Source organism: Micromonospora echinaurantiaca (assembly GCF_900090235.1).
In the GTDB taxonomy this organism is placed as follows: domain Bacteria; phylum Actinomycetota; class Actinomycetes; order Mycobacteriales; family Micromonosporaceae; genus Micromonospora; species Micromonospora echinaurantiaca.
The window spans coordinates 59,840-79,776 of sequence record NZ_LT607750.1 but is presented as its reverse complement, the minus strand read 5'-3'; the positions used below and the strand labels follow the sequence as shown (position 1 = coordinate 79,776).

The following is a 19,937-nucleotide window of genomic DNA, read 5'->3' as shown; positions in this document are numbered from 1 at the left end:
ACCTTTCGCCGGTCGAATCGGTCGGCCGAACTCTAGGCAGCGGGTACGACAGCGCTCAGCCCAGGCCGGCCAGGCGATGTGCCCAGTCGCCGCCGACCGGCTCCAGCTCCACCACCCGGGTGTCGTCGTCCCGCCGGTCGATGCGTACCCGCAGGTGGGCGTCGACCAGCTGCTCGACCATCCCCTCGCCCCACTCGACCACGGTCACCGACTCCTCCACCGAGGCGTCCAGGTCGAGGTCGTCGATCTCGGCCCGCGGGTCGGCCGCCTCGCCCAGCCGGTACGCGTCGGCGTGCACCAGCGCCACCCGGCCACCCCGGGCCCGGTCGGGCTGGTGCACCCGGGCGATCACGAAGGTCGGCGAGGTGATGTCCCCGCGTACCCCCAGCCCGGCGCCGATGCCCTGGGTCAGCGCGGTCTTGCCGGCGCCGAGCGGACCGGTGAGCAGCACCAGGTCGCCGGCGCGCAGCAGGCCGGCGAGCCGGCGACCGAACTCGTGGGTGTCGGTGACGGTGGGCAGCTTGACCACGTGGGTCACGGTTCCTCCATGCTCACAACGATTCGAGGAAGCGCGCCAGCGCGGCGTTGACCTCGTCGGCGTGCTCCAGCATCACCACGTGCCCACTGTCGTTGATCTTGACGAACTCGGCGTGCGGCAGCCGCCGCACGATCTCCTCCGAGTGGGTCACCGGGGTGATCATGTCCTTGTCGCCCACCACCACCAGCACCGGCGTGTCGGCCAGCGCGGCCAGCGCCGGGAACCGCGAGTGGGTGGCCAGCGTGCGCAGGTAGCGGGTCACCGTGTCCGCCGAGGTACGGGAGTTCATCATCTCCACGTACGAGACCAGGGCCGGACTCGGGTTCCGGGTGCCGAAGCCGTACCGGCGGGTGAGCAGCCAGGCGACGTTGGTGGTGGACTTGCGGGCCCGGTCGATCACGCTGCCGCCGTAGCGGGTGACGTTGCCGACCATGTAGAGCACCGGCGCGCCGACCCGGCCGAGCAGCGCTGGCGCCACCAGCTTGGTCTCGGCGAGCAGGCCGCCCGAGGTGGCCATCAGCACGGTGCCGACCACCCGGTGACCGAACATCTCCGGGAAGAGTTCGGCGAAGGCCATGATGGTCATCCCGCCCATCGAATGGCCGACCAGCACCAGTGGCCCCTCCGGGGCGGCCCGGTCGATCACCGCGCGCAGCGTGCGGCCGAGCACGGTGAGGTCGTACTCGCCGGTCTCCAGCCGGCCGGACCGGCCGTGGCCGGGCTGGTCGTACGCGACCACCCGGTGCTCGCCCCGCTCGGCGAGCATCTTGCGCTGGAAGTGGAAGGTGCCCATGTCCAGGCAGAAGCCGTGTACCAGCACCACCGTCGGGTTGCCGGCCACCGGCCGGGTCGGCTCGACCACCTCGACGTGGATGTCGGTGCCGTCCGGCATCTCCAGCCGGAACGACTCGTCGTACGGCGGCTCGCCGAAGACCTCGTGGGCGTACCGGTCGGCGGGGTCGGCCTTGAGCCGGCGGACCAGCGCGCGCTCGGTGGCGACGCCGGCGGCGAGCCCGGCGGCGGCCACCCCGACCGCGGCCCCCACCAGGCCGGCGACCTTGCCCGTCGCGGTACGCGGGCGCGGGATGCGGTGTTTCTGACCGCTCACGGCACCACCCTGGCTCGCGCCTGCGGGGCTCGCAGACCCGGCTCACGCCTCGCGCTCACGGACGCTCGCCGTCGTAGACCCGGGGCACCCGGCTGCCGCCGAACCGGGTGACGATCTCGTAGTTGATGGTGCCGACCGCCTCGGCCCAGTCGTCGGCGGTGGGCTCGCCGTCGGCGCCGCTGCCGAACAGCGTGACCACGTCGCCGGCGGCCACCGGGTCGTCACCGCAGTCGAGCACGAACTGGTCCATGCAGACCCGACCGGAGATCGTCCGGCGCTTGCCGCCGAGCTGGACCGGGCCGCTGTTGGAGGCGTGCCGGGGCACCCCGTCCGCGTAGCCGAGCGGCACCACTGCCAGGTTGGCCTCCCGCTCGGTGGTGTAGGTGTGGCCGTACGAGACGCCGGAGCCGGCCGCGACCCGCTTGGTGAGCATCACCCGGGCGCGGGCGGTCATCGCCGGCCGCAGCCCGTAGGTCTCGCCGGCCACCGGGGAGAGGCCGTAGACGGCCAGCCCGGGCCGGACCAGGTCGAAGTGGGTGTCCGGCCGGGTCAGGGTGGCCGCGGAGTTGGCCAGGTGCCGGTAGCGGGGGCGCAGCCCGGCCTGCTCGACCATGGCCAGCCCCTCGTGGAAGACGGCGAGCTGCCGGTCGGTGGTCGGATGCCCGGGCATGTCGGCGTAGACGAAGTGGCTCCACACCCCGACCACCTCGACCAGGCCGTCCGCCTGGGCCTTGGCCGCGGCGTCGAGCAGCGCCGGCCAGTCGGCGACCGTCGCGCCACCCCGGGACAGCCCGGTGTCGATCTTGAGGTGCAGCCGGGCCGGACGCCCGGCCAGCCGGCTCGCCTCGATCATCTCGTCGAGCTGGGGCAGGCTCGCCGCGCCCAGGTCGATCCCGGCGGTGACCCCCTGGTGCAGCGGGAGCCCCGGGGCGAGCAACCAGGCCAGCACCGGGGCGGTGATGCCGGCCGCCCGCAGACCCAGCGCCTCGTCCAGGGTGCAGACGCCCAGCCAGTCGGCACCCCCGTCGAGCGCCGCCCGCGCGGCCGGGACCATGCCGTGGCCGTACCCGTCGGCCTTGACCACCGCCATCAGCTCGGCACCGGTGCCGGCGCGGAGCTGGCTCACGTTCTCGCGGATCGCGTCGAGGTCGACGCGCATCTCGGCCTGCCACATGGGCCCAGCCTACTTTCCGGGCCGATCACGTCGGCCGAGGCCGGCCGAGCCCGCCGCTCAGCCGAGCCGGGCCAGCACCGGGCGTAGCGCGTCCGCCACGTCGGGCGCGGTCACCGGGCCACCCCGGGCCGCTTCCCGGCCGGCCAGCCCGTGCAGGTACGCGGCCATCGCGGCCGCCCGGGCCGCCGGCACTCCGGCCGCGAGCAGCGAGCCGAGCAGCCCGGCCAGCACGTCCCCGGTGCCCCCGGTGGCCAGCGCCGGGGTACCGGTCGGGTTGACGTACGCCTGCCCGTCCGGCGTGCCGATCACCGTGCGGTCCCCCTTGAGCAGCACCACCGCGTTCATCCAGGCGGCCAGTCGCAGCGTGGCGGCGACCCGGTCGGTGCCCGGGCTCTCCCCGCAGAGCCGGGTGAACTCGCGGTCGTGCGGGGTGACCACGATCGGGGCGTCCCGCTTGCGCAACTGGTCGGCGAGCGAGCCGTCGACCAGCAGGGTGAGCGCGTCCGCGTCGAGCACCACCGGCACCGGCGCGGCCAGCACGGCCCGCAGCTCGCCGGCCGCCTCCTCACCGGTGCCCAACCCGGAGCCGCAGACCCAGGCCTGCACCCGGCCGGCGTCGGCGACCCGGCCGGTGGCGATCACCGAGGGGTGCTGGTGCAGCACCTCCGCTCGGGCGCCACCGGCGTAGCGGACCATGCCGGTCGGGCCGGCCAGCGCGCCGCCGACCGAGAGCACCGCGGCGCCCGGGTACGTCGCCGAGCCGGTGGCCACCCCGACCACGCCCCGGCTGTACTTCTCCGACGCCGCGCCCAGCCGGGGCCACCAGTCGACCACGTCCGACCACTCGGTGACCCGCAGCGCCGGGGTGCCGCGCAGCCACGGCGCCAGCCCGATGTCGACCAGCTCCACCTGACCGGCGAGCGGAGCGGCCGGGCCGACCACCAGGGCCGGCTTCAGCGCGCCGAAGGTCACCGTGACGTCGGCGCGGACCGCGTTCGGCCGGCCGGAGGCGGCCAGCGGGACGTGGCCGGTGTCCACCGCCACCCCGCTCGGCACGTCCACCGCGACCACGGTGGCCCGGTCGCCGTCGCGTCCGCAGTGCCGCACCAGGCTGGCCGCCAACTGGTCGGCGGTCTCCCGGAGCCCTCCGCTGGCGCCGATCCCGACGATCCCGTCCAGCACCAGGTCGACCACGGCGGGCGGCCGGTCCACCAGCCGGCCTCCGGCGGCCCGGAACGCGGCCAGCCCGCCGGCGTGCGCCCGGCCCGGGTTCAGCAGCAACGCGGACACCGCCGCGCCGCGCCGGGCCAGCCGCGCGCCCGCGTAGAGGGTGTCGCCGCCGTTGTCCCCGGAGCCGACCAGCAGCAGCACCCGGGCCGCGTACACCCCGCCCCGGTCGGCGAGCAGCAACGCGCAGCGGCGGGCCAGCCCGGCGGCGGCGCGCTGCATCAGCGTCCCGGGCGGCAGGGTGGCCATCAGTCCCGCCTCCGCCGCCCGTACGTCCGCGACCCGCCACACCGGTCTCATGCCACTCCGTCCCGCGTGCCGGCGCGGCACGCTCCCGATCACCGTTCCGCGACCACCATGGCCGAGGCGATCCCGCCGTCGTGGGACAGCGAGAGGTGCCAGCGGCTGACCCCGCGCTCGGTGGCCGCCGCGGCGACGGTGCCGGAGACGGTGAGCCAGGGGCGGCCGTCCGGATCCGGCACGATCTCGCAGTCGTGCCAGCTCAGCCCGGCCGGCGCGCCGAGCGCCTTGGCCACCGCCTCCTTCGCGGCGAACCGGGCGGCCAGCGACTCGGGCGAGCGCGGGTTGCCCGAGCGGGTGTACCGCTCGGCCTCGGTGAAGAGCCGGTCGGCGAGCAACGGCGTGCGGGCGAGGGCCCGGGCGAACCGGTCGACCAGCACGACGTCGATGCCGACAGCCACGATCACGAACCCACCCTACCGGCGTGGCGGGCCGCAGATTAGCCGCCGACGTCGTCCACGGCAACGCCTGTGGACAACCGCGGCGGGCGGCCAGGGGCCGTTGTCCACAGGGCACGCGACGCGCTGCCGCCGGCACCTAGCGTCGGGCCCGTCGATGTTCCAGCGGCGAGGCGGGGGCCGGATGAGCGACGAGACGATCAACGTCCGACCGGAGGTGTTGCGACGGGCCGCGGGGCGGCTCGCCGACGAGGGCTACCGGCTGGCGCACGGGCTGGCCGGGGTGCCCGGTCTGGTGGTGCCGGCACCGGGCTGGACGGCCGGTGCCGCGCTGGCCGGGCTGGAATCGGCGGTGCACGGCTGGTGCGGCCGGCTCGGCGCGCGGGTGGCGGCGACCGGCGAGGCGGTCACGGTGGCGGTCGAGGCGTACCAGGCGGCGGACGACCGGGCGGCCGCCCGGCTCGCCGCCCTGCCCCGGTGAGCGGGCCGAGGACGGCTCGTCCGGCGGGTGCCGCCAGGCCCGCCGGGCGGCCGGTGCCAGCCGGCGGGACCCGCCCGGCGGGGCGACCCGGGGCGGCCGGCGGAACCAGGCCGCCGGGGCGTCCCGGAGCGGCCGGCGGGACGGAGCCGCCGGGGCGATCGGGGGCGGCCACCGGCGGCGTCGGCTACGCCCAGCTGTGGGCGGCCGACCCGGCTGCCTGGCGGGCCGCCGGCGCCGCCTGGGCCGGGCTCACCGGGCTGGCCGACCGGCGGTCCGGTGCGTTGGACGGTGCCGCCGCCGGGTTACGGGACGGCTGGTCGGGCGGGGCCGCCGGGGCGGCCGACACCCGGCTGGTCCGGTTGCGGGCCGAACTGACCACGCTGCGACCCGCCCTGATCGAGGCCGACCAGGCGCTCGCCGAGTTCGCCGCCCGACTGGCCGCGGCGAAGGCCCGGCTGGCCGCCGCCGTGGCGCTGGCCGACGGCTCCGGGGTGCTGGTCGACCGGCACGGCCGGGTCCGCGCCGACCCGGCCCGGCCGGCGACCGAACGCGCCGGGCCCGCGGCCGCCCGGGTCGCCGCGGCGATCCGCGACGCCCTCGACCTCGCCGGGGCGGCCGACCGCGAGGCCAGGACGCGGCTGGACGAGCTGTCCGCCGCCGCCGGGACCGGCTGGGTGGACGCCCCACCACCGGGCCGACCCGCGCCGGGTGGTGGCCCGGCCCTGGTCCGTGCCTGGTGGGCGGGGCTCACCCCGGCCCAGCGCCGGTGGCTGGTGGCGCACGAACCGGGGCTGGTCGGCCATCTCGACGGGGTGCCGATCGCGGCCCGCGACCAGGCCAACCGGCTGCTGCTCGGGGCCTGGCGCGACGACCTGCTCACCGAGCGGTCGCGGCTGCTCGGCCGGGTGCCGCGCGGGCCGGCCGAGGTGGCCGGGCTGCTCCGGGTCGGGGCGGCGCTGTCCGGGCTGGACGCGCTCGATGCCCGGCTGGCGGCGCCCGGTGCGCCACGGGCGTATCTGCTCGGGCTGGAGCCGGGTGGCGAGGGCCGGGCGGTGGTCGCGCTGGGCAACCCGGACCGGTCGAGCCGGGTGCTGACGTACGTGCCGGGGATGACCGCCGGCCTCGACGACGCCCCGGGCGAGCTGGGCCGGGCGGGCCGGGTGCTGGCCCGCTGCGGCGCCCTCGACCCGGGCGCGGAGACCGCGGCGGTGTTGTGGCTGGACTACGACGCCCCCGACTTCCTGCACGAGGCGGTCTGGCCGGGGCAGGCCCGGGACGCCGGGCCGGCGCTGCACCGGTTCCAGGAGGGGCTGCGGGCGACCCACGAGGGGCCACCGGCCCGGCAGACCGTGCTGGGACACAGCTACGGCTCGCTGGTGGTGGGCACCGCCGCGCGGGAACACGGGCTGGCCGCCGACGCGCTGGTCTTCGTCGGCTCGCCCGGGGTCGGCGTGGCGCACGCCGCCGAGCTGGGCCTGCCCGCCGGCCAGGTCTGGGCGAGCACCGCGGCGGACGACGTGATCCGGCTGGCCCGCCCGCCGGACGAGCTGGCCCGGCGGGCGTTGCTCGGCGCGTCGCCGCTCGGCGCGACGGCCGGGGTGGCCGGCGGTCACGAGCTGTGGTTCGGGCGCGACCCCACCGACCCGGGCTTCGGCGCGCGGACGTTCCCCAGCGGCCGACACGGCCACACCGGCTACTGGGCGGCCGACAACCCGGCGTTGGACGGCATGGCCCGGATCGTCCTGGGCCGGTGAGCCCCGACCGCCGCGCCGAGGGCAGCCGCCCGCTGGGGCGGCGCCTCCTCCGGTGCGCTCGGCCCGCGCCGGTACAGGACGGGCCGGTGCCGGGACGGGCCGGTGCCGGGACGGGCCGGTGCCGGGACGGGCCGGTGCCGGGACGGGCCGGTGCCGGGACGGGCCGGCCCCGGTCGTCGGCGACGCGACGGACCGGGGCCGGAGGTGCCGATGCGGTGGCTACTCGACGGTGACGGACTTGGCCAGGTTGCGCGGCTGGTCCACGTCGTGCCCCCGGGCGGCGGCGATCTCGGCCGCCAGCACCTGCAACGGCACGGTGGTGAGCAGCGGCGCGAGCAGCGTCGGGGTGCGCGGCACGCGGATCAGGTGGTCGGCGTAGCGGACCACCGCCTCGTCGCCCTCCTCGGCGATCACGATGGTGCGGGCGCCGCGCGCCCGCACCTCCTGGATGTTGGAGACGACCTTGTCGTGCAGGACGCCCCGGCCGGCCGGCGACGGCACCACGCAGACCACCGGGGTGCCCTTGTCGATCAGCGCGATCGGGCCGTGCTTCAGCTCGCCCGCCGCGAAGCCCTCGGCGTGCATGTACGCCAGCTCCTTGAGCTTGAGCGCACCCTCCAGCGCCACCGGGTAGCCGACGTGCCGGCCGATGAAGAGCACGGTCGGCTCGCTCTTCAGCTCCCGGGCCAGTTCGCGGACCGGCTCGATCCGGTCCAGCAGCTCGCGCAGCTTGCCCGGCACCTCCTGGAGCTGGGCCACCACCGCGGCCACCTCGTCGGCGTACTTGACCCCGCGGACCTGGGCCAGGTGCAGGCCGATCAGGTAGCAGGCGACCAGCTGGGTGAGGAACGCCTTGGTGGAGGCGACCGCGATCTCCGGCCCGCCGTGGGTGTAGAGGACCGCGTCGGACTCACGCGGGATGGTGGAGCCGTTGGTGTTGCAGATCGCCAGCACCCGGGCCTTCTGCTCCTTGGCGTGCCGCAGCGCCATCAGGGTGTCCATGGTCTCGCCGGACTGCGAGATCACCACGATCAGCGTGGACCGGTCGAGGACCGGGTCGCGGTAGCGGAACTCGCTGGCCAGCTCCACCTCGCAGGGGATCCGGGTCCAGTGCTCGATGGCGTACTTGGCGACCAGGCCCGAGTGGTACGCGGTGCCGCAGGCGACGATGAAGATCTTGTCGACGTCGCGCAGGTCCTGGTCGCTGAGGCGGACCTCGTCGAGCGCGATCTCGCCGGTCTCGGTGAGCCGCCCCAGCAGCGTGTCGGCGATGGCCTGCGGCTGCTCCTCGATCTCCTTGAGCATGAACCAGTCGTAGCCACCCTTCTCGGCGGCCGAGGAGTCCCAGTCGATGTGGAAGTCCTTGCCGCTGGCGGGCTGGCCGGCGAAGTCGGTGATCTCGATGGTGTCGCCGGTGATCAGGACGATCTGGTCCTGGCCCAGCTCCACCGCGTCCCGGGTGTGCTCGATGAACGCGGCGACGTCGCTGGCGAGGTAGTTCTCGCCGTCGCCACGACCCACCACCAGCGGCGAGTTGCGCCGGGCGCCGACCACCGCGCCGGGCACCGCGGCGTCGACGGCGAGCAGGGTGAACGCTCCCTCCAGCCGCTGGCAGACCACCCGCATGCCGGCGGCGAGCAGCTGCGGCCCCTCCGGGTGGCCGGCGGCGCGCAGGTCGGCCAGCGCGGCGGAGAGCAGGTGCGCCGCGCACTCGGTGTCGGTGTCGCTGGTGAACTGGACGCCGTCGGCCTCCAGCTCGGCGCGGAGCTTCGCGAAGTTCTCGATGATGCCGTTGTGGATGACGGCGACCCGGCCGTCGGGGGCCAGGTGCGGGTGGGCGTTGCGGTCGGTGGGGCCGCCGTGGGTGGCCCAGCGGGTGTGCCCGATGCCGGTGGTGCCGTCGCCGATCCCGATCGGGCTCGCGCCGCAGGACGTCGGGTCGTCGGCCGCCCGCTCGGACAGGACCTTCTCCAGGTTGGCCAGCTTGCCGGCCTTCTTCTCGGTGAGCAGCTCACCGTCGCAGACGACGGCCACCCCGGCCGAGTCGTAGCCGCGGTACTCCAGCCGCCGCAGTCCGTCCAGCACGATGCCCAGCGCCGGGCGCGATCCGGCGTACCCCACGATTCCACACATGGGTGGCAGCCTAACCCAGTATCGCTCACCAGGTGTGCTCGAAAGCCGGGTATACGATCACTGAACTTGAGCGATCAGGTCGAAATTGTGGACTAACCGGGCAAACACCCCGCACCAGGTCGGCCGACGCGGAGGCCGGGTTGCGGACCCCGGCGGCGGTACGACAGGCTCGCCCGGGCCGGCGTTCCCCGTAGGCGCGCCGGTGCACCTGACCCGGCACCTGGAGCGACCGTGTCCGAGACGACCCCGCCCACCGATCCGCCGACCCGGCCCCCGGCGGCCGAGCCGCGCCCCTGGGCGCCGCTCGACCCGCGGCCCGACCCGGGACACGCGGCACAGCCGGACCCGTGGATCCCCGCCACCCCGCTGTACACCGATCCGCCGGCACCGCGGCCCACTGCCGCCGAGGCCGGTGGCGGCGGTTCCGCGGGCCGCCGCCGGTCCCGGCGCGGGCCGCTGGCCGCCGTGCTCGCCGGCGTGCTCGTCCTCGCCGCCGGGCTGGGGTTCGGTGGCTACGAGCTGCTCCGCCCCGACGACCGGCCGCAAATCGAGTCGACGACCGGCGAGTTGGGCACCGAGGCCGGCGACGTGCCGCCGCCGGGCGTCTCCGCGTCACCGAGCCCCTCGGCCAGCCCGGCGGCCACCCCGTCGCAGGGACCGGGTCGGATCCGGGTGGTCTACGAGGTGACCGGGCGGGGCGCGGCCGACATCCTCTACCACGACGCCAACGGCGCGCCGATCTGGCTGGACGCGGTGCGGCTGCCGTGGCGCACCAGCGTCCGTACCGACCGGCTCGACCTGGTGATGGTGCAGGCCAGCAAACCCGACGACGCGAGCTGGTCGGTCTCCTGTTCGGTCACCGTGGACGGCAGCCCGGCGGCGACCGAGACGGCCGGCCGCGGCGCGTGGCGGGCCAGCTGCTTCGGCGCGGCGTGACAGCTCATCCGCCGGGCTGATCAACAGGGTTGCGCGGACGGATCGCATACGACACCCTCTGACCGCCCCACCCCGGCCTCCACAGTCAGCGGCGTCCCGGTGCCGCCCATCACGCGGTCCGTCCGCGTACATTGAGCCGCCGGCTTGCAGCGCCGGTACGCCGCCACCGGCGTCGCGGACGCCCCCACCCGCCCCACCGGAGCTGACCCCATGTCCGAGGCCCCGCCGCCCCCAGACCCCACCCCGTCCACCGGACCGGCCGCACCCGACCCCGCGCCGTCCACCGGACCGGCCGCACCCGACGCCGCCGTGTCCGGCCCGCCGGCGGCACCCGGCCCGGACACGCCGCCGCCGTGGACCCCGCCGGACCCGACGCCGCCGCCCCAGCCCTGGGCGGCGCCCGGCCCGTGGACGCCACCCGGCACGCCGGGCCCGGCCGGCGCCCCGCCGGGCTTCCCGCCGCCGGCCGGCGCCCCGGGGCCGGCCTGGTACCCGCCGGGCCACCTGCCGCCCGGCTACCCGCCGCCGTACGTGCCGCCGGCCCCGGCCCGCTCGGGCAACCGGTCGACGGTGGTCGGCGTCATCGTCGCCGTGACCACCGTCCTCGCGTTCGGGCTCTGCGCCTGCCTCGGCGTCGCCGGCCTCATCTACAGCGCCGACACCCCCTACCCGGACGACCCGTACGCCCAGGAGACCTACGACCCGTACTACGACTACGACGAGCCGGAGGCCTGGCCGACCCAGACGCGCCCGACGGTACGGCCGGCGCTGACCCCGTCCGACGGGCCGGGCGACGTCACCGTGGTGTACGAGGTGACCGGGCGCGGCCCCGCGGACCTGGAGTACTACGACGCCAACGGCGACTTCATCCAGGTCGAGCAGGTCACGCTGCCGTGGCGGCGGAGCCTGCGGATGCACGACGCCGGCCGGGTGATGGTCCTGGCGAACCACGACCATCGGGCTCCGATCAGCTGCCGGATCACCGTCGACGGGCGCACCGTCGTGACGGACGAGCGGCTGTACTGGGTGAACTGCACCGGCTGAGGCGAGGGGTTGAAGCCGCGCCGGTGGTCCGTAGGCTGGCGGCGTGACGACCACCCCCGCCCAGGTCGACCCGCTGGTGGCGCGGATGCGCCCGTTCGGGACGACCATCTTCGCCGAGATGTCCGCCCTGGCCGTGCGCACCGGCGCGGTCAACCTCGGCCAGGGCTTCCCGGACACCGACGGCCCGCCGGAGATGCTGGCCGCCGCGGCCGAGGCGCTGCGCGCCGGGCAGAACCAGTATCCGCCCGGTCCGGGCGTCCCGGACCTGCGTGCCGCGGTGGCCGCGCACCAGCGGCGGTTCTGGGGGCTGGAGTACGACCCGGACGGCGAGATCGTGGTGACCGCGGGCGCCACCGAGGCGATCGCGGCGAGCATCCTGGCGCTCTGCGAGCCGGGCGACGAGGTGGTCTGCTTCGAGCCCTACTACGACTCGTACGCCGCCTCGATCGCGCTGGCCGGCGCGGTCCGGCGCCCGGTCACGCTGCGTCCCGGCCCCGACGGCCGGTACGCCTTCGACCCGGCCGCCCTGCGCGCGGCGTTCGGCCCGCGTACTCGGCTGGTGCTGCTGAACTCGCCGCACAACCCGACCGGCAAGGTCTTCACCCCCGCCGAGCTGGCCCTGGTCGCGGAACTGTGCCAGGAACACGGCGCGTACGCGGTGACCGACGAGGTCTACGAGCACCTGGTCTTCACCGACGCGAACGCCCCGCACGTGCCGCTGGCCACCCTGCCCTGGATGCGCGAGCGGACGCTGCGCATCTCCTCGGCGGGCAAGACGTTCTCCTGCACCGGCTGGAAGGTGGGCTGGGTCAGCGGTCCGGCCGCGCTGGTCTCCGCGGTGCTGCGGGTGAAGCAGTTCCTCACCTTCGTCAACGCCGCACCGCTGCAACCGGCGGTCGCGGTGGCGCTGACCCTGCCCGACGACTACTTCGCCGACTTCCGGGCCGGCCTGCAGGCCCGCCGGGACCAACTGGTCGGCGGGCTGACCGACGCCGGGTTCGAGGTGCTCGCGCCGGAGGGCACGTACTTCGTCACCGCCGACGTCACCGCCCTGGGCGGGCGGGACGGGGTGGAGTTCTGCCGGTCGCTGCCCGAGCGGTGCGGCGTGGTGGGCGTACCGACCCAGGTCTTCTACGACGACCCGGAGGCGGGCCGGCGCCTGGTCCGGTTCGCCTTCTGCAAGCGCCCGGAGGTGCTCACCGAGGCGGTCACCCGGCTGCGCCGGCTGGCGGCGACGCGATGACCGACGCGTACGCCCAACGGGTCCGCCGGCTGACCGCGCTGCGCGGCTGCGACACCGTGCTCTCCGGCGTACGGCCGGACTCGGTCGCCGAGCAGCTCGCCACGCTGAGCGCGATGGCCACCGACGACGCGCTGCCCGATTACTACGCCGAGGGCGGCGCGGTCGCGGAGCTGGAGCGCCGGGTCGCCGAGCTGCTCGGCACGGAGGCCGTCGCGTTCTTCCCGAGCGGCACCATGGCGCAGCAGGTCGCGATGCGGTACGGCGCGGAGCTGACCGGCCGGACAACGGTCGGGCTGCACCCGCTGAGTCACCCAGTACTGCACGAGCGGGACGCGTACGCGGTGCTCGGCGGCCTGCGCGCGATCTCCACCACCGACGCCCCGCGCAACCCCACGGCGGAGGAGGTGGCGGCGGTGGACGAGCCGATCGGCACGCTGCTGCTGGAGTTGCCGCTGCGCGACGTCGGCTTCGTCCTGCCGAGCTGGGACGAGCTGGTCGCGGTGGTCGACGCGGCCCGGGCCGGGGGCGCCCGGGTGCACCTGGACGGCGCCCGGCTCTGGGAGTCCACCACCCACCTCGGGCACTCGCTGGCCGAAATCGCCGGGCTCGCCGACAGCACCTACGTCTCGTTCTACAAGTCGCTCGGCGGGCACTCCGGCGCCGCCCTGGCCGGCTCCGCCGAGCTGGTCGCGTACGCCCGGGCCTGGCGGCACCGACACGGCGGCACGCTGTTCCAGCAGTGGCCGGTGGCGCTGGCCGCGCTCGCCGGCCTGACCCACGAGCTGCCCCGGCTGGCCGGTTACGTGGCGCACGCCCGCACGGTGGCCACGGCCCTGGCCGGCCTGCCCGGCGCGCGGGTGTTCCCGGCGCCCCCGCACACCCACCAGTTCCGGCTCTGGCTGCCGCATCCGGCGGACGCCCTGAACGACGCCAACCTCGCCCTCGCCGAGCAGGAGAAGGTCTGGTTCGTGGGCGGCTGGCGGGACACCGAGGTGCCCGGCGTGGCCACGGCCGAGGTGACCGTCGCCGGCCCGGCGGCGGAGCTGGACGCGGGCCAGGTGGCCGCGCTGGGCGAGCGTTTCCTGCGCCGGCTGCCGGTGGACTGACCGCCACGGGCCTTGCCCGGCCCGGCGGAACCGGCCTTGCATTGTCGCAATGTATCGCGCAGAGTGTGGTGCAGCACACGGGGAGGCGCGACATGTTCCGGATGGTGTGGGGACAACTTCGTGGCCGTGCTGGCAGGTCGGTGGCGCTGCTGGTCGGCGTACTGGTGGCGACCACCGGGTTCGTCGTCCTCACCGGGGCCACCACCACCTCCCGGCTGGAGGTGACCGGCGCCGTCGAGCGCGAGACCCGGTCCGCGTACGACATCCTCGTCCGCCCGACGGGGGCGCGTACCGCGCTGGAGGCCGAGCACCGGCTGGTCCGCCCGAACTACCTCTCCGGCATCTACGGCGGCATCACGCTGCAGCAGTACGAGCGGGTGCGGGCCGTCGCCGGGGTGGAGGTGGCCGCCCCGATCGCGATGCTCGGTCACTCGACCTCGCGCGTGCCGATGTCGGTCGACCTCACCGACGCCGTCGACCGCTCCCTGGACCGCCAGGTGATCCGGATCGACCGCACGTACGTCGCCGAGCGGGGCCTCTCCACCGCCCCGGGCAGGCCCGAGTACGTGTACGTCACCCGGTACCCGCTGATCTACCCGGTCATCGAGCCGGACACGATGGACTCGGCCCGGTACACCGACGGTCGCGTCCACTCCTGGTCCGACGAGTGCGGGGCGGTCCCCCGCGAGGTCCAGCCGGACGGGAGCAGCCGGCCGGTCTGCGACCCGCGGAGCGCCGTCGTCGTCGGCAACCCCGGCTGGTCGGAGCGAGAGATCTGGCGGGTGCTCACCGCTCGCCTGCTGCCCGACGGCCGTTTCGAGGTGACCCACCGCGCGCTCGGCGCGGCCGTCGGCGCCGTGGACCCCGGCCCCACCACGGTCAGCCGGCTGGCGCTGGAGGAAACGCTGACCGTGCCGTTCCTGATCGCCGCCGTGGACCCGGACGCCGAGCAGCGCCTGGTCGGCCTCGCCGACGCGGTGGTCGACGGCCGTCCGCTGAACGCGGCGGACACGCTCACCGACACCTCGATTCCGGGCTTCGTCCCCGACCGGAGCGTCCCGGCGCTGGTCCCGAGCCGGCCCTTCCTGGACGGCGCGGTGCGCACCCGCCTCACCCGGCTGCCGACGGCCCGCCCGGCGGGGCTGCCGCCCACGGTGCTGGACGGGGCGTTGCGGCGGGCCGAGGGGACCCCGGCCGGCAGCGCCGAGATCGACCTCGCGGAGAGCTACCGGGGCATGCTCGCCGCCGGCCTCGGTGACGACGCCTTCGACAGCTGCTGCCGCGGCCAACTCCAGGTGCTCGCCCAGCCGGGCCCGGTGGACTACGAGCGCGGGGCGGACGGCACCCTGCGCATCGCCCGCGTGTCACCGCCCGACCCGGCGGTCTTCGGCGACCGGACGGAGATCAACCTGCTGCCCCGGCCCTGGCTCAGCGACGACACCGGTTCGCGCCGGGTGGGCCGGCTGGTCATCCCCAGCGACGAGGCCCTGCACGACTGGCGGGCGGTGGGCGTGTTCGATCCTGACCGGCTGACCGGCTTCGGCGAGCTCAGCAAGGTGCCGCTGGAGACGTACGAGCCGCCGCGCGCCGAGGGGGCGGACGACCGCAGCCGCGCCGCACTGGGCGGCCGACCGCTGGAGCCGAGCGGCAACCCGGCCGGCTACCTCTCCGCGCCGCCGCTGGTGCTCACCAACCTCGCCAGCGTGCCGAAGCTGCTGGAGGGCGGCAACAGCCCGCAGCGCGGCGCGCCGATCAGCGCGATCCGGGTCCGGGTCGCCGGTGTGGACGGCTACAACGAGGCCGCCGCCGAGCGGGTCCGGCTGATCGCCGAGCAGATCAACCGGGCGACCGGCCTGGACGTCGACATCACCCTCGGCTCCTCCCCGGCCCCGCAGACCGTCACGCTGCCCGCGGGCGAGTTCGGGCGACCCGAGCTGCGGCTGACCGAGAACTGGTCGGCGCTCGGGGTGGCGTCCACCATCGTCGAGGCGGTCGACCGCAAGAGCGCCGTGCTCTTCCTGCTCGTGCTGGTGGTCTGCGGGCTCTTCCTCGGCAACGCGGTCTCCGCCGCCGTCCGAGACCGCCGCCCCGAGCTGGCCGTGCTGGCCTGCCTCGGCTGGCCGGCCCGGCGCATCGCCGCGCTGATCCTCGGCGAGGTCGCGCTGCTGGGCCTGGTGGCCGGGCTGCTCGCCATCGGGCTCACCGGGCCGCTCGGCGCCGCGCTCGGCATCGACGTCGACTGGCGGCGGGCGCTGCTCGCCGTACCGGTGGCCCTGCTGCTCGCGCTGGTCGCCGGCCTGACGCCGGCCCTGCGGGCCGCACGCGCCCACCCCGCCGCCGCCCTGCGCCCACCGGTCGCCACCGCCGGCTGGGTACGCCGACCCCGCACCCTGCTGAGCCTGGCCCTGGTCAACCTGGTGCGCACCCCCGGGCGCACCCTGCTCGGCGCCGGCGCCCTGGCCATCGGCGTGGCGGCACTCACCGTCGTGGCCGCCGTCAGCTACGCCTTTCACGGCGCGATCGTCGGCAACCTCCTCGGCGACACCGTCGCACTCACCGTGCGCGGCGCCGACGCCCTCGCCGCCGCCGCGACCGTGCTACTCGGCGCCGCCGCCGTCGCCGACGTGCTCTACCTCAACATCCGCGACCGGGCGACCGAACTGGCCGCCCTGCGCGCCACCGGCTGGACCGACCTCGAACTCGGCCGGCTCATCGGCTACGAAGGACTACTCCTCGGCACACTCGGCGCACTCACCGGCGCGGCACTCGGCATGACCGGCGCGGCCTGGCTCGTCGGCGACCTCCCCGGCGCACTGATCCTGGTCGCCGGGCTCACCGCGGCGAGCGGCGTACTGCTCACCGCCACCGCGGCGCTGGCACCCGCCACGCTGCTACGCCGCCTACCCACGGCACGACTACTGGCGGAAGAGTGAGACCGCCGGCGCGGCGGTCGCGCTGGCCTGGCGGGCGGATCGGGTTTGTCGTCAGCCGGCCGCCCGGCTCGGTCCCACGCCCTCGTCCCGGTCCGTGGCCGCCGGGCGGTCGAGTGCCAGCGCGGCGAGCGTCGCGCCACCGTCGGCGAGCAGCGCCGACTCGGCGTCGTCGACGAAGGCCAGGTCGGCCTCGACGTGCCGGCTGGCGGCCGAGAGCAGCAGCCCGACCACCGGGTCGGTGGCGCCCCGACGCAGCCCGTCGAGGTTGCGCAGCTCCCGCATCAGGTGCCCGCGCTGGTTCGCCAGGACGGACCGCACCGTCTCCGGCGCGCCCGTCCGGGCGGCGGCGGTGACCTTGAGGAAGAAGTCGTCCCGGAAGCCGCCGCTGCGCGGGCTCGGTTCGGACAGCCAGCGGCCCAGCTCGGCCCGGCCGTCGGGGGTGATCTCGTAGACCACCCGGTCGGGCTTGACCGGCTGCGGCTCGCGCGCCGAGACGACCAGGCCGTCCCGGGAGAGCCGGTCCAGGATCTGGTAGAGGTGGCCGATGTTCAGCGGCCCCCACTGCGGGCCGACGGCGGCCTCGAACGCGCCCTTGAGCTGGTAGCCGTGGCTGGGGCCGTGGGCGAGCAGGGCCAGGACGGCGTGCTGGATCGCCATGTCACCTCCGGGTCGGGGTCTTGCATTGTCACAATGTATCGCGCAGAGTGTGGGCAGCACACGGGGAGGCGCGACATGCTCAGCTTCGTCTGGAGGCAGCTTCGCGGCCGTGCGGGGCGGTCGGTGGCCCTGCTGGTCGGGGTACTGGTGGCGACCACCGGGTTCGTCGCCCTGACCGGGGCCACCGCCACCTCGCGTTTGGATGTCACCGGGACCGTCGAGCGGAACACCCGGGCCGCCTACGACATCCTGGTCCGTCCGCAGGGGACGCGCACCCCACTGGAGGTCGAGCGGCGGCTGGTCCGCCCGAACTACCTCTCCGGCCTCTTCGGCGGCATCACCACGGAACAGTACGAGCAGGTCAAGGCGGTGGCCGGCGTCGACGTCGCCGCGCCCATCGCGATGCTGGGCCACTCCACCGCACCGGTGCCGATGTCGTTCGACGTCACCGACGCCGTCGACCGCAGCCTGGACCGCCAGGTGATCCGCATCGAACCCACCTTCGTCGCCGAACGTGGCCTCTCCACGGCCGACGCCAAGCCGCGCTACGTGTACGTGACGAAGCACCGCCTCATCTATCCCCGCTTCGACGGCGAGTTGTCCGAACGAGGGACGCCGTACACCGACGGCCGGTCGTACCCGTGGGACATCGTGTGCGGACCCGTGCCCCGGGAGGTGCTCCCCGACGGGCGGAGCCGGCCGATCTGCGACCCCCAGTTCGGTGCCCTCCAGGGCAACCCGGCCACCCTCTCCGAGCGGGAGCTGTGGAGCCTCGACTCGGTGCGGCTGCTGCCGGACGGCCGGTTCGAGGCAGCCAACGGTGTGCTCAACCCGGGCACCGATCCCACCACCGCCGACCGGCTGGTGCTCACCTACCAGCTGACCGTGCCGCTGCTGATCGCCGCCATCGACCCCGTGGCCGAGAACCGGCTGGTGGGACTGGACGCCGCGGTGGTCAGCGGACGGTCGGTCCGGGCCGACGAGCCGGTGACCGAGCAGCGCGGCGGCACCGTGGTCACCCGTACCGCACCGGCGCTCGTCACCAGCCGTCCCTTCATCGACAGCATCATGCGCGCCCGGTTCACCCGGCTGCCCACGGCCCGGCCGGCCACCGTGCCGGCCGTCGAGCTGGAGCGGACCCTGGGCCGGGCCACCGGAATCCCGGCCGGGTCCGCCGAGGTCGACGCGGGCGCCGCCTACCGCGACCAGCTGGCGAAGGGGATCGACGGCACCGCCTGCTGCCGCGGCCAGTTCCAACGGGTGATCCAGGCCGGGCCGGTGGCATACCAGGAGCTGCCCGACGGCACCCTGCGCGCCGGTCCGGTCCCGCCCGCCGACCCCGAGCTGTACGGCACCCAGTTCACCCACAACTTCCTGCCCCGGCCCTGGCTGGCCGAGGACAACGGTTTCCGGTCGGTCCGGGCCCTCGCCCGGGGTGAAGGTGGTGCGGCCACCCGCTACCACCAGTGGCAGGCCGTCGGGATCTTCGACCCGGAGAAGCTAACCGGCTTCAGCGACCTGGGCGCGGTCCCGCTGGAGACGTACGAGCCGCCGCGCGCCGAGGGGGCGGACGACCGCAGCCGCGCCGCACTGGGCGGCCGACCGCTGGAGCCGAGCGGCAACCCGGCCGGCTACCTCTCCGCGCCGCCGCTGGTGCTCACCAACCTCGCCAGCGTGCCGAAGCTGCTGGAGGGCGGCAACAGCCCGCAGCGCGGCGCGCCGATCAGCGCGATCCGGGTCCGGGTCGCCGGTGTGGACGGCTACAACGAGGCCGCCGCCGAGCGGGTCCGGCTGATCGCCGAGCAGATCAACCGGGCGACCGGCCTGGACGTCGACATCACCCTCGGCTCCTCCCCGGCCCCGCAGACCGTCACGCTGCCCGCGGGCGAGTTCGGGCGACCCGAGCTGCGGCTGACCGAGAACTGGTCGGCGCTCGGGGTGGCGTCCACCATCGTCGAGGCGGTCGACCGCAAGAGCGCCGTGCTCTTCCTGCTCGTGCTGGTGGTCTGCGGGCTCTTCCTCGGCAACGCGGTCTCCGCCGCCGTCCGAGACCGCCGCCCCGAGCTGGCCGTGCTGGCCTGCCTCGGCTGGCCGGCCCGGCGCATCGCCGCGCTGATCCTCGGCGAGGTCGCGCTGCTGGGCCTGGTGGCCGGGCTGCTCGCCATCGGGCTCACCGGGCCGCTCGGCGCCGCGCTCGGCATCGACGTCGACTGGCGGCGGGCGCTGCTCGCCGTACCGGTGGCCCTGCTGCTCGCGCTGGTCGCCGGCCTGACGCCGGCCCTGCGGGCCGCACGCGCCCACCCCGCCGCCGCCCTGCGCCCACCGGTCGCCACCGCCGGCTGGGTACGCCGACCCCGCACCCTGCTGAGCCTGGCCCTGGTCAACCTGGTGCGCACCCCCGGGCGCACCCTGCTCGGCGCCGGCGCCCTGGCCATCGGCGTGGCGGCACTCACCGTCGTGGCCGCCGTCAGCTACGCCTTTCACGGCGCGATCGTCGGCAACCTCCTCGGCGACACCGTCGCACTCACCGTGCGCGGCGCCGACGCCCTCGCCGCCGCCGCGACCGTGCTACTCGGCGCCGCCGCCGTCGCCGACGTGCTCTACCTCAACATCCGCGACCGGGCGACCGAACTGGCCGCCCTGCGCGCCACCGGCTGGACCGACCTCGAACTCGGCCGGCTCATCGGCTACGAAGGACTACTCCTCGGCACACTCGGCGCACTCACCGGCGCGGCACTCGGCATGACCGGCGCGGCCTGGCTCGTCGGCGACCTCCCCGGCGCACTGATCCTGGTCGCCGGGCTCACCGCGGCGAGCGGCGTACTGCTCACCGCCACCGCGGCGCTGGCACCCGCCACGCTGCTACGCCGCCTACCCACGGCACGACTACTGGCAGAGGAGTGAG

General features: G+C 75.7%; 15 protein-coding genes. 8 read left to right on the top strand and 7 right to left on the bottom strand.

What is annotated here, in order from left to right:
* Positions 1–55: 55 nt before the first annotated feature.
* The 5 genes from tsaE to GA0070609_RS00360 all read right to left on the bottom strand — a co-directional run bounded on the left by tsaE (position 56) and on the right by GA0070609_RS00360 (position 4,754).
* On the bottom strand, positions 56–538 hold the full coding sequence (gene tsaE / locus GA0070609_RS00380; protein WP_088991938.1) for a tRNA (adenosine(37)-N6)-threonylcarbamoyltransferase complex ATPase subunit type 1 TsaE: 483 nt from the start codon (positions 536–538) through the stop codon (positions 56–58).
* A 13-nt stretch (positions 539–551) separates the two neighbouring features.
* A complete protein-coding gene (locus GA0070609_RS00375; RefSeq protein WP_231928823.1) occupies positions 552–1,625 on the bottom strand; it encodes an alpha/beta fold hydrolase in 1,074 nt (357 codons plus the stop codon).
* 76 nt (positions 1,626–1,701) lie between these two features.
* On the bottom strand, positions 1,702–2,820 hold the full coding sequence (gene alr, locus GA0070609_RS00370; protein WP_088991936.1) for an alanine racemase: 1,119 nt from the start codon (positions 2,818–2,820) through the stop codon (positions 1,702–1,704).
* A gap of 57 nt (positions 2,821–2,877) precedes the next feature.
* On the bottom strand, positions 2,878–4,347 hold the full coding sequence (locus GA0070609_RS00365) for an NAD(P)H-hydrate dehydratase (protein WP_088991935.1): 1,470 nt from the start codon (positions 4,345–4,347) through the stop codon (positions 2,878–2,880).
* A gap of 38 nt (positions 4,348–4,385) precedes the next feature.
* Positions 4,386–4,754 (bottom strand): holo-ACP synthase, encoded by a 369-nt coding sequence (locus GA0070609_RS00360; protein ID WP_088991934.1) that lies wholly within the window; start codon positions 4,752–4,754, stop codon positions 4,386–4,388.
* Positions 4,755–4,929: 175 nt separating this feature from the next.
* On the opposite strand from GA0070609_RS00360, the gene GA0070609_RS00355 reads away from it, so the two are divergent.
* A complete protein-coding gene (locus GA0070609_RS00355) occupies positions 4,930–5,226 on the top strand; it encodes a hypothetical protein (RefSeq protein ID WP_088991933.1) in 297 nt (98 codons plus the stop codon).
* A 53-nt stretch (positions 5,227–5,279) separates the two neighbouring features.
* Positions 5,280–6,980, top strand: coding sequence for an alpha/beta hydrolase (locus GA0070609_RS00350; RefSeq protein ID WP_157748023.1), 1,701 nt, complete (start codon positions 5,280–5,282; stop codon positions 6,978–6,980).
* Between the two features lie 219 nt (positions 6,981–7,199).
* On the opposite strand, the gene glmS is transcribed toward GA0070609_RS00350, so the two are convergent.
* Positions 7,200–9,113: a glutamine--fructose-6-phosphate transaminase (isomerizing) gene (glmS, locus tag GA0070609_RS00345; RefSeq protein ID WP_088991932.1), complete on the bottom strand. Its 1,914-nt coding sequence runs from the start codon at positions 9,111–9,113 to the stop codon at positions 7,200–7,202.
* A 231-nt stretch (positions 9,114–9,344) separates the two neighbouring features.
* Here glmS and GA0070609_RS00340 point away from each other — a divergent pair, with 231 nt between their 5' ends.
* The 5 genes from GA0070609_RS00340 to GA0070609_RS00320 all read left to right on the top strand — a co-directional run bounded on the left by GA0070609_RS00340 (position 9,345) and on the right by GA0070609_RS00320 (position 16,375).
* The gene (locus GA0070609_RS00340; RefSeq protein ID WP_088991931.1) at positions 9,345–10,049 is read left to right on the top strand and encodes an MmpS family transport accessory protein; all 705 of its coding nucleotides are present in this window, start codon (positions 9,345–9,347) and stop codon (positions 10,047–10,049) included.
* Between the two features lie 210 nt (positions 10,050–10,259).
* A complete protein-coding gene (locus GA0070609_RS00335) occupies positions 10,260–11,093 on the top strand; it encodes an MmpS family transport accessory protein (RefSeq protein ID WP_088991930.1) in 834 nt (277 codons plus the stop codon).
* Between the two features lie 43 nt (positions 11,094–11,136).
* On the top strand, positions 11,137–12,336 hold the full coding sequence (locus GA0070609_RS00330; protein ID WP_088991929.1) for a pyridoxal phosphate-dependent aminotransferase: 1,200 nt from the start codon (positions 11,137–11,139) through the stop codon (positions 12,334–12,336).
* Positions 12,333–13,442, top strand: a complete 1,110-nt coding sequence (locus GA0070609_RS00325) for a threonine aldolase family protein (RefSeq protein ID WP_088991928.1) — start codon at positions 12,333–12,335, stop codon at positions 13,440–13,442. The genes GA0070609_RS00330 and GA0070609_RS00325 overlap by 4 nt, the downstream gene beginning before the upstream one ends.
* A 92-nt stretch (positions 13,443–13,534) precedes the next feature.
* Positions 13,535–16,375 carry an FtsX-like permease family protein gene (locus tag GA0070609_RS00320; RefSeq protein WP_088991927.1) on the top strand — a complete coding sequence of 947 codons (2,841 nt, stop codon included), beginning with the start codon at positions 13,535–13,537 and terminating at the stop codon, positions 16,373–16,375.
* A gap of 51 nt (positions 16,376–16,426) precedes the next feature.
* Here the strand turns inward: GA0070609_RS00320 and GA0070609_RS00315 are convergent, their stop codons facing one another.
* Positions 16,427–17,032 (bottom strand): PadR family transcriptional regulator, encoded by a 606-nt coding sequence (locus tag GA0070609_RS00315; protein ID WP_088991926.1) that lies wholly within the window; start codon positions 17,030–17,032, stop codon positions 16,427–16,429.
* 75 nt (positions 17,033–17,107) lie between these two features.
* Here GA0070609_RS00315 and GA0070609_RS00310 point away from each other — a divergent pair, with 75 nt between their 5' ends.
* Positions 17,108–19,936 carry an FtsX-like permease family protein gene (locus GA0070609_RS00310; RefSeq protein WP_157748021.1) on the top strand — a complete coding sequence of 943 codons (2,829 nt, stop codon included), beginning with the start codon at positions 17,108–17,110 and terminating at the stop codon, positions 19,934–19,936.
* Position 19,937 lies beyond the last annotated feature (1 nt).

What these genes read in the sequence shown, in the direction of transcription:
- GA0070609_RS00365 (WP_088991935.1), bottom strand. Translation starts at nt 4,347, where the DNA reads ATGAGACCGGTGTGGCGGGTCGCGGACGTACGGGCGGCGGAGGCGGGA.
- GA0070609_RS00315 (WP_088991926.1), bottom strand. Translation starts at nt 17,032, where the DNA reads ATGGCGATCCAGCACGCCGTCCTGGCCCTGCTCGCCCACGGCCCCAGC.
- alr (WP_088991936.1), bottom strand. Translation starts at nt 2,820, where the DNA reads ATGTGGCAGGCCGAGATGCGCGTCGACCTCGACGCGATCCGCGAGAAC.
- GA0070609_RS00320 (WP_088991927.1), top strand. Translation starts at nt 13,535, where the DNA reads ATGTTCCGGATGGTGTGGGGACAACTTCGTGGCCGTGCTGGCAGGTCG.
- GA0070609_RS00335 (WP_088991930.1), top strand. Translation starts at nt 10,260, where the DNA reads ATGTCCGAGGCCCCGCCGCCCCCAGACCCCACCCCGTCCACCGGACCG.
- GA0070609_RS00310 (WP_157748021.1), top strand. Translation starts at nt 17,108, where the DNA reads ATGCTCAGCTTCGTCTGGAGGCAGCTTCGCGGCCGTGCGGGGCGGTCG.
- GA0070609_RS00355 (WP_088991933.1), top strand. Translation starts at nt 4,930, where the DNA reads ATGAGCGACGAGACGATCAACGTCCGACCGGAGGTGTTGCGACGGGCC.
- glmS (WP_088991932.1), bottom strand. Translation starts at nt 9,113, where the DNA reads ATGTGTGGAATCGTGGGGTACGCCGGATCGCGCCCGGCGCTGGGCATC.
- GA0070609_RS00325 (WP_088991928.1), top strand. Translation starts at nt 12,333, where the DNA reads ATGACCGACGCGTACGCCCAACGGGTCCGCCGGCTGACCGCGCTGCGC.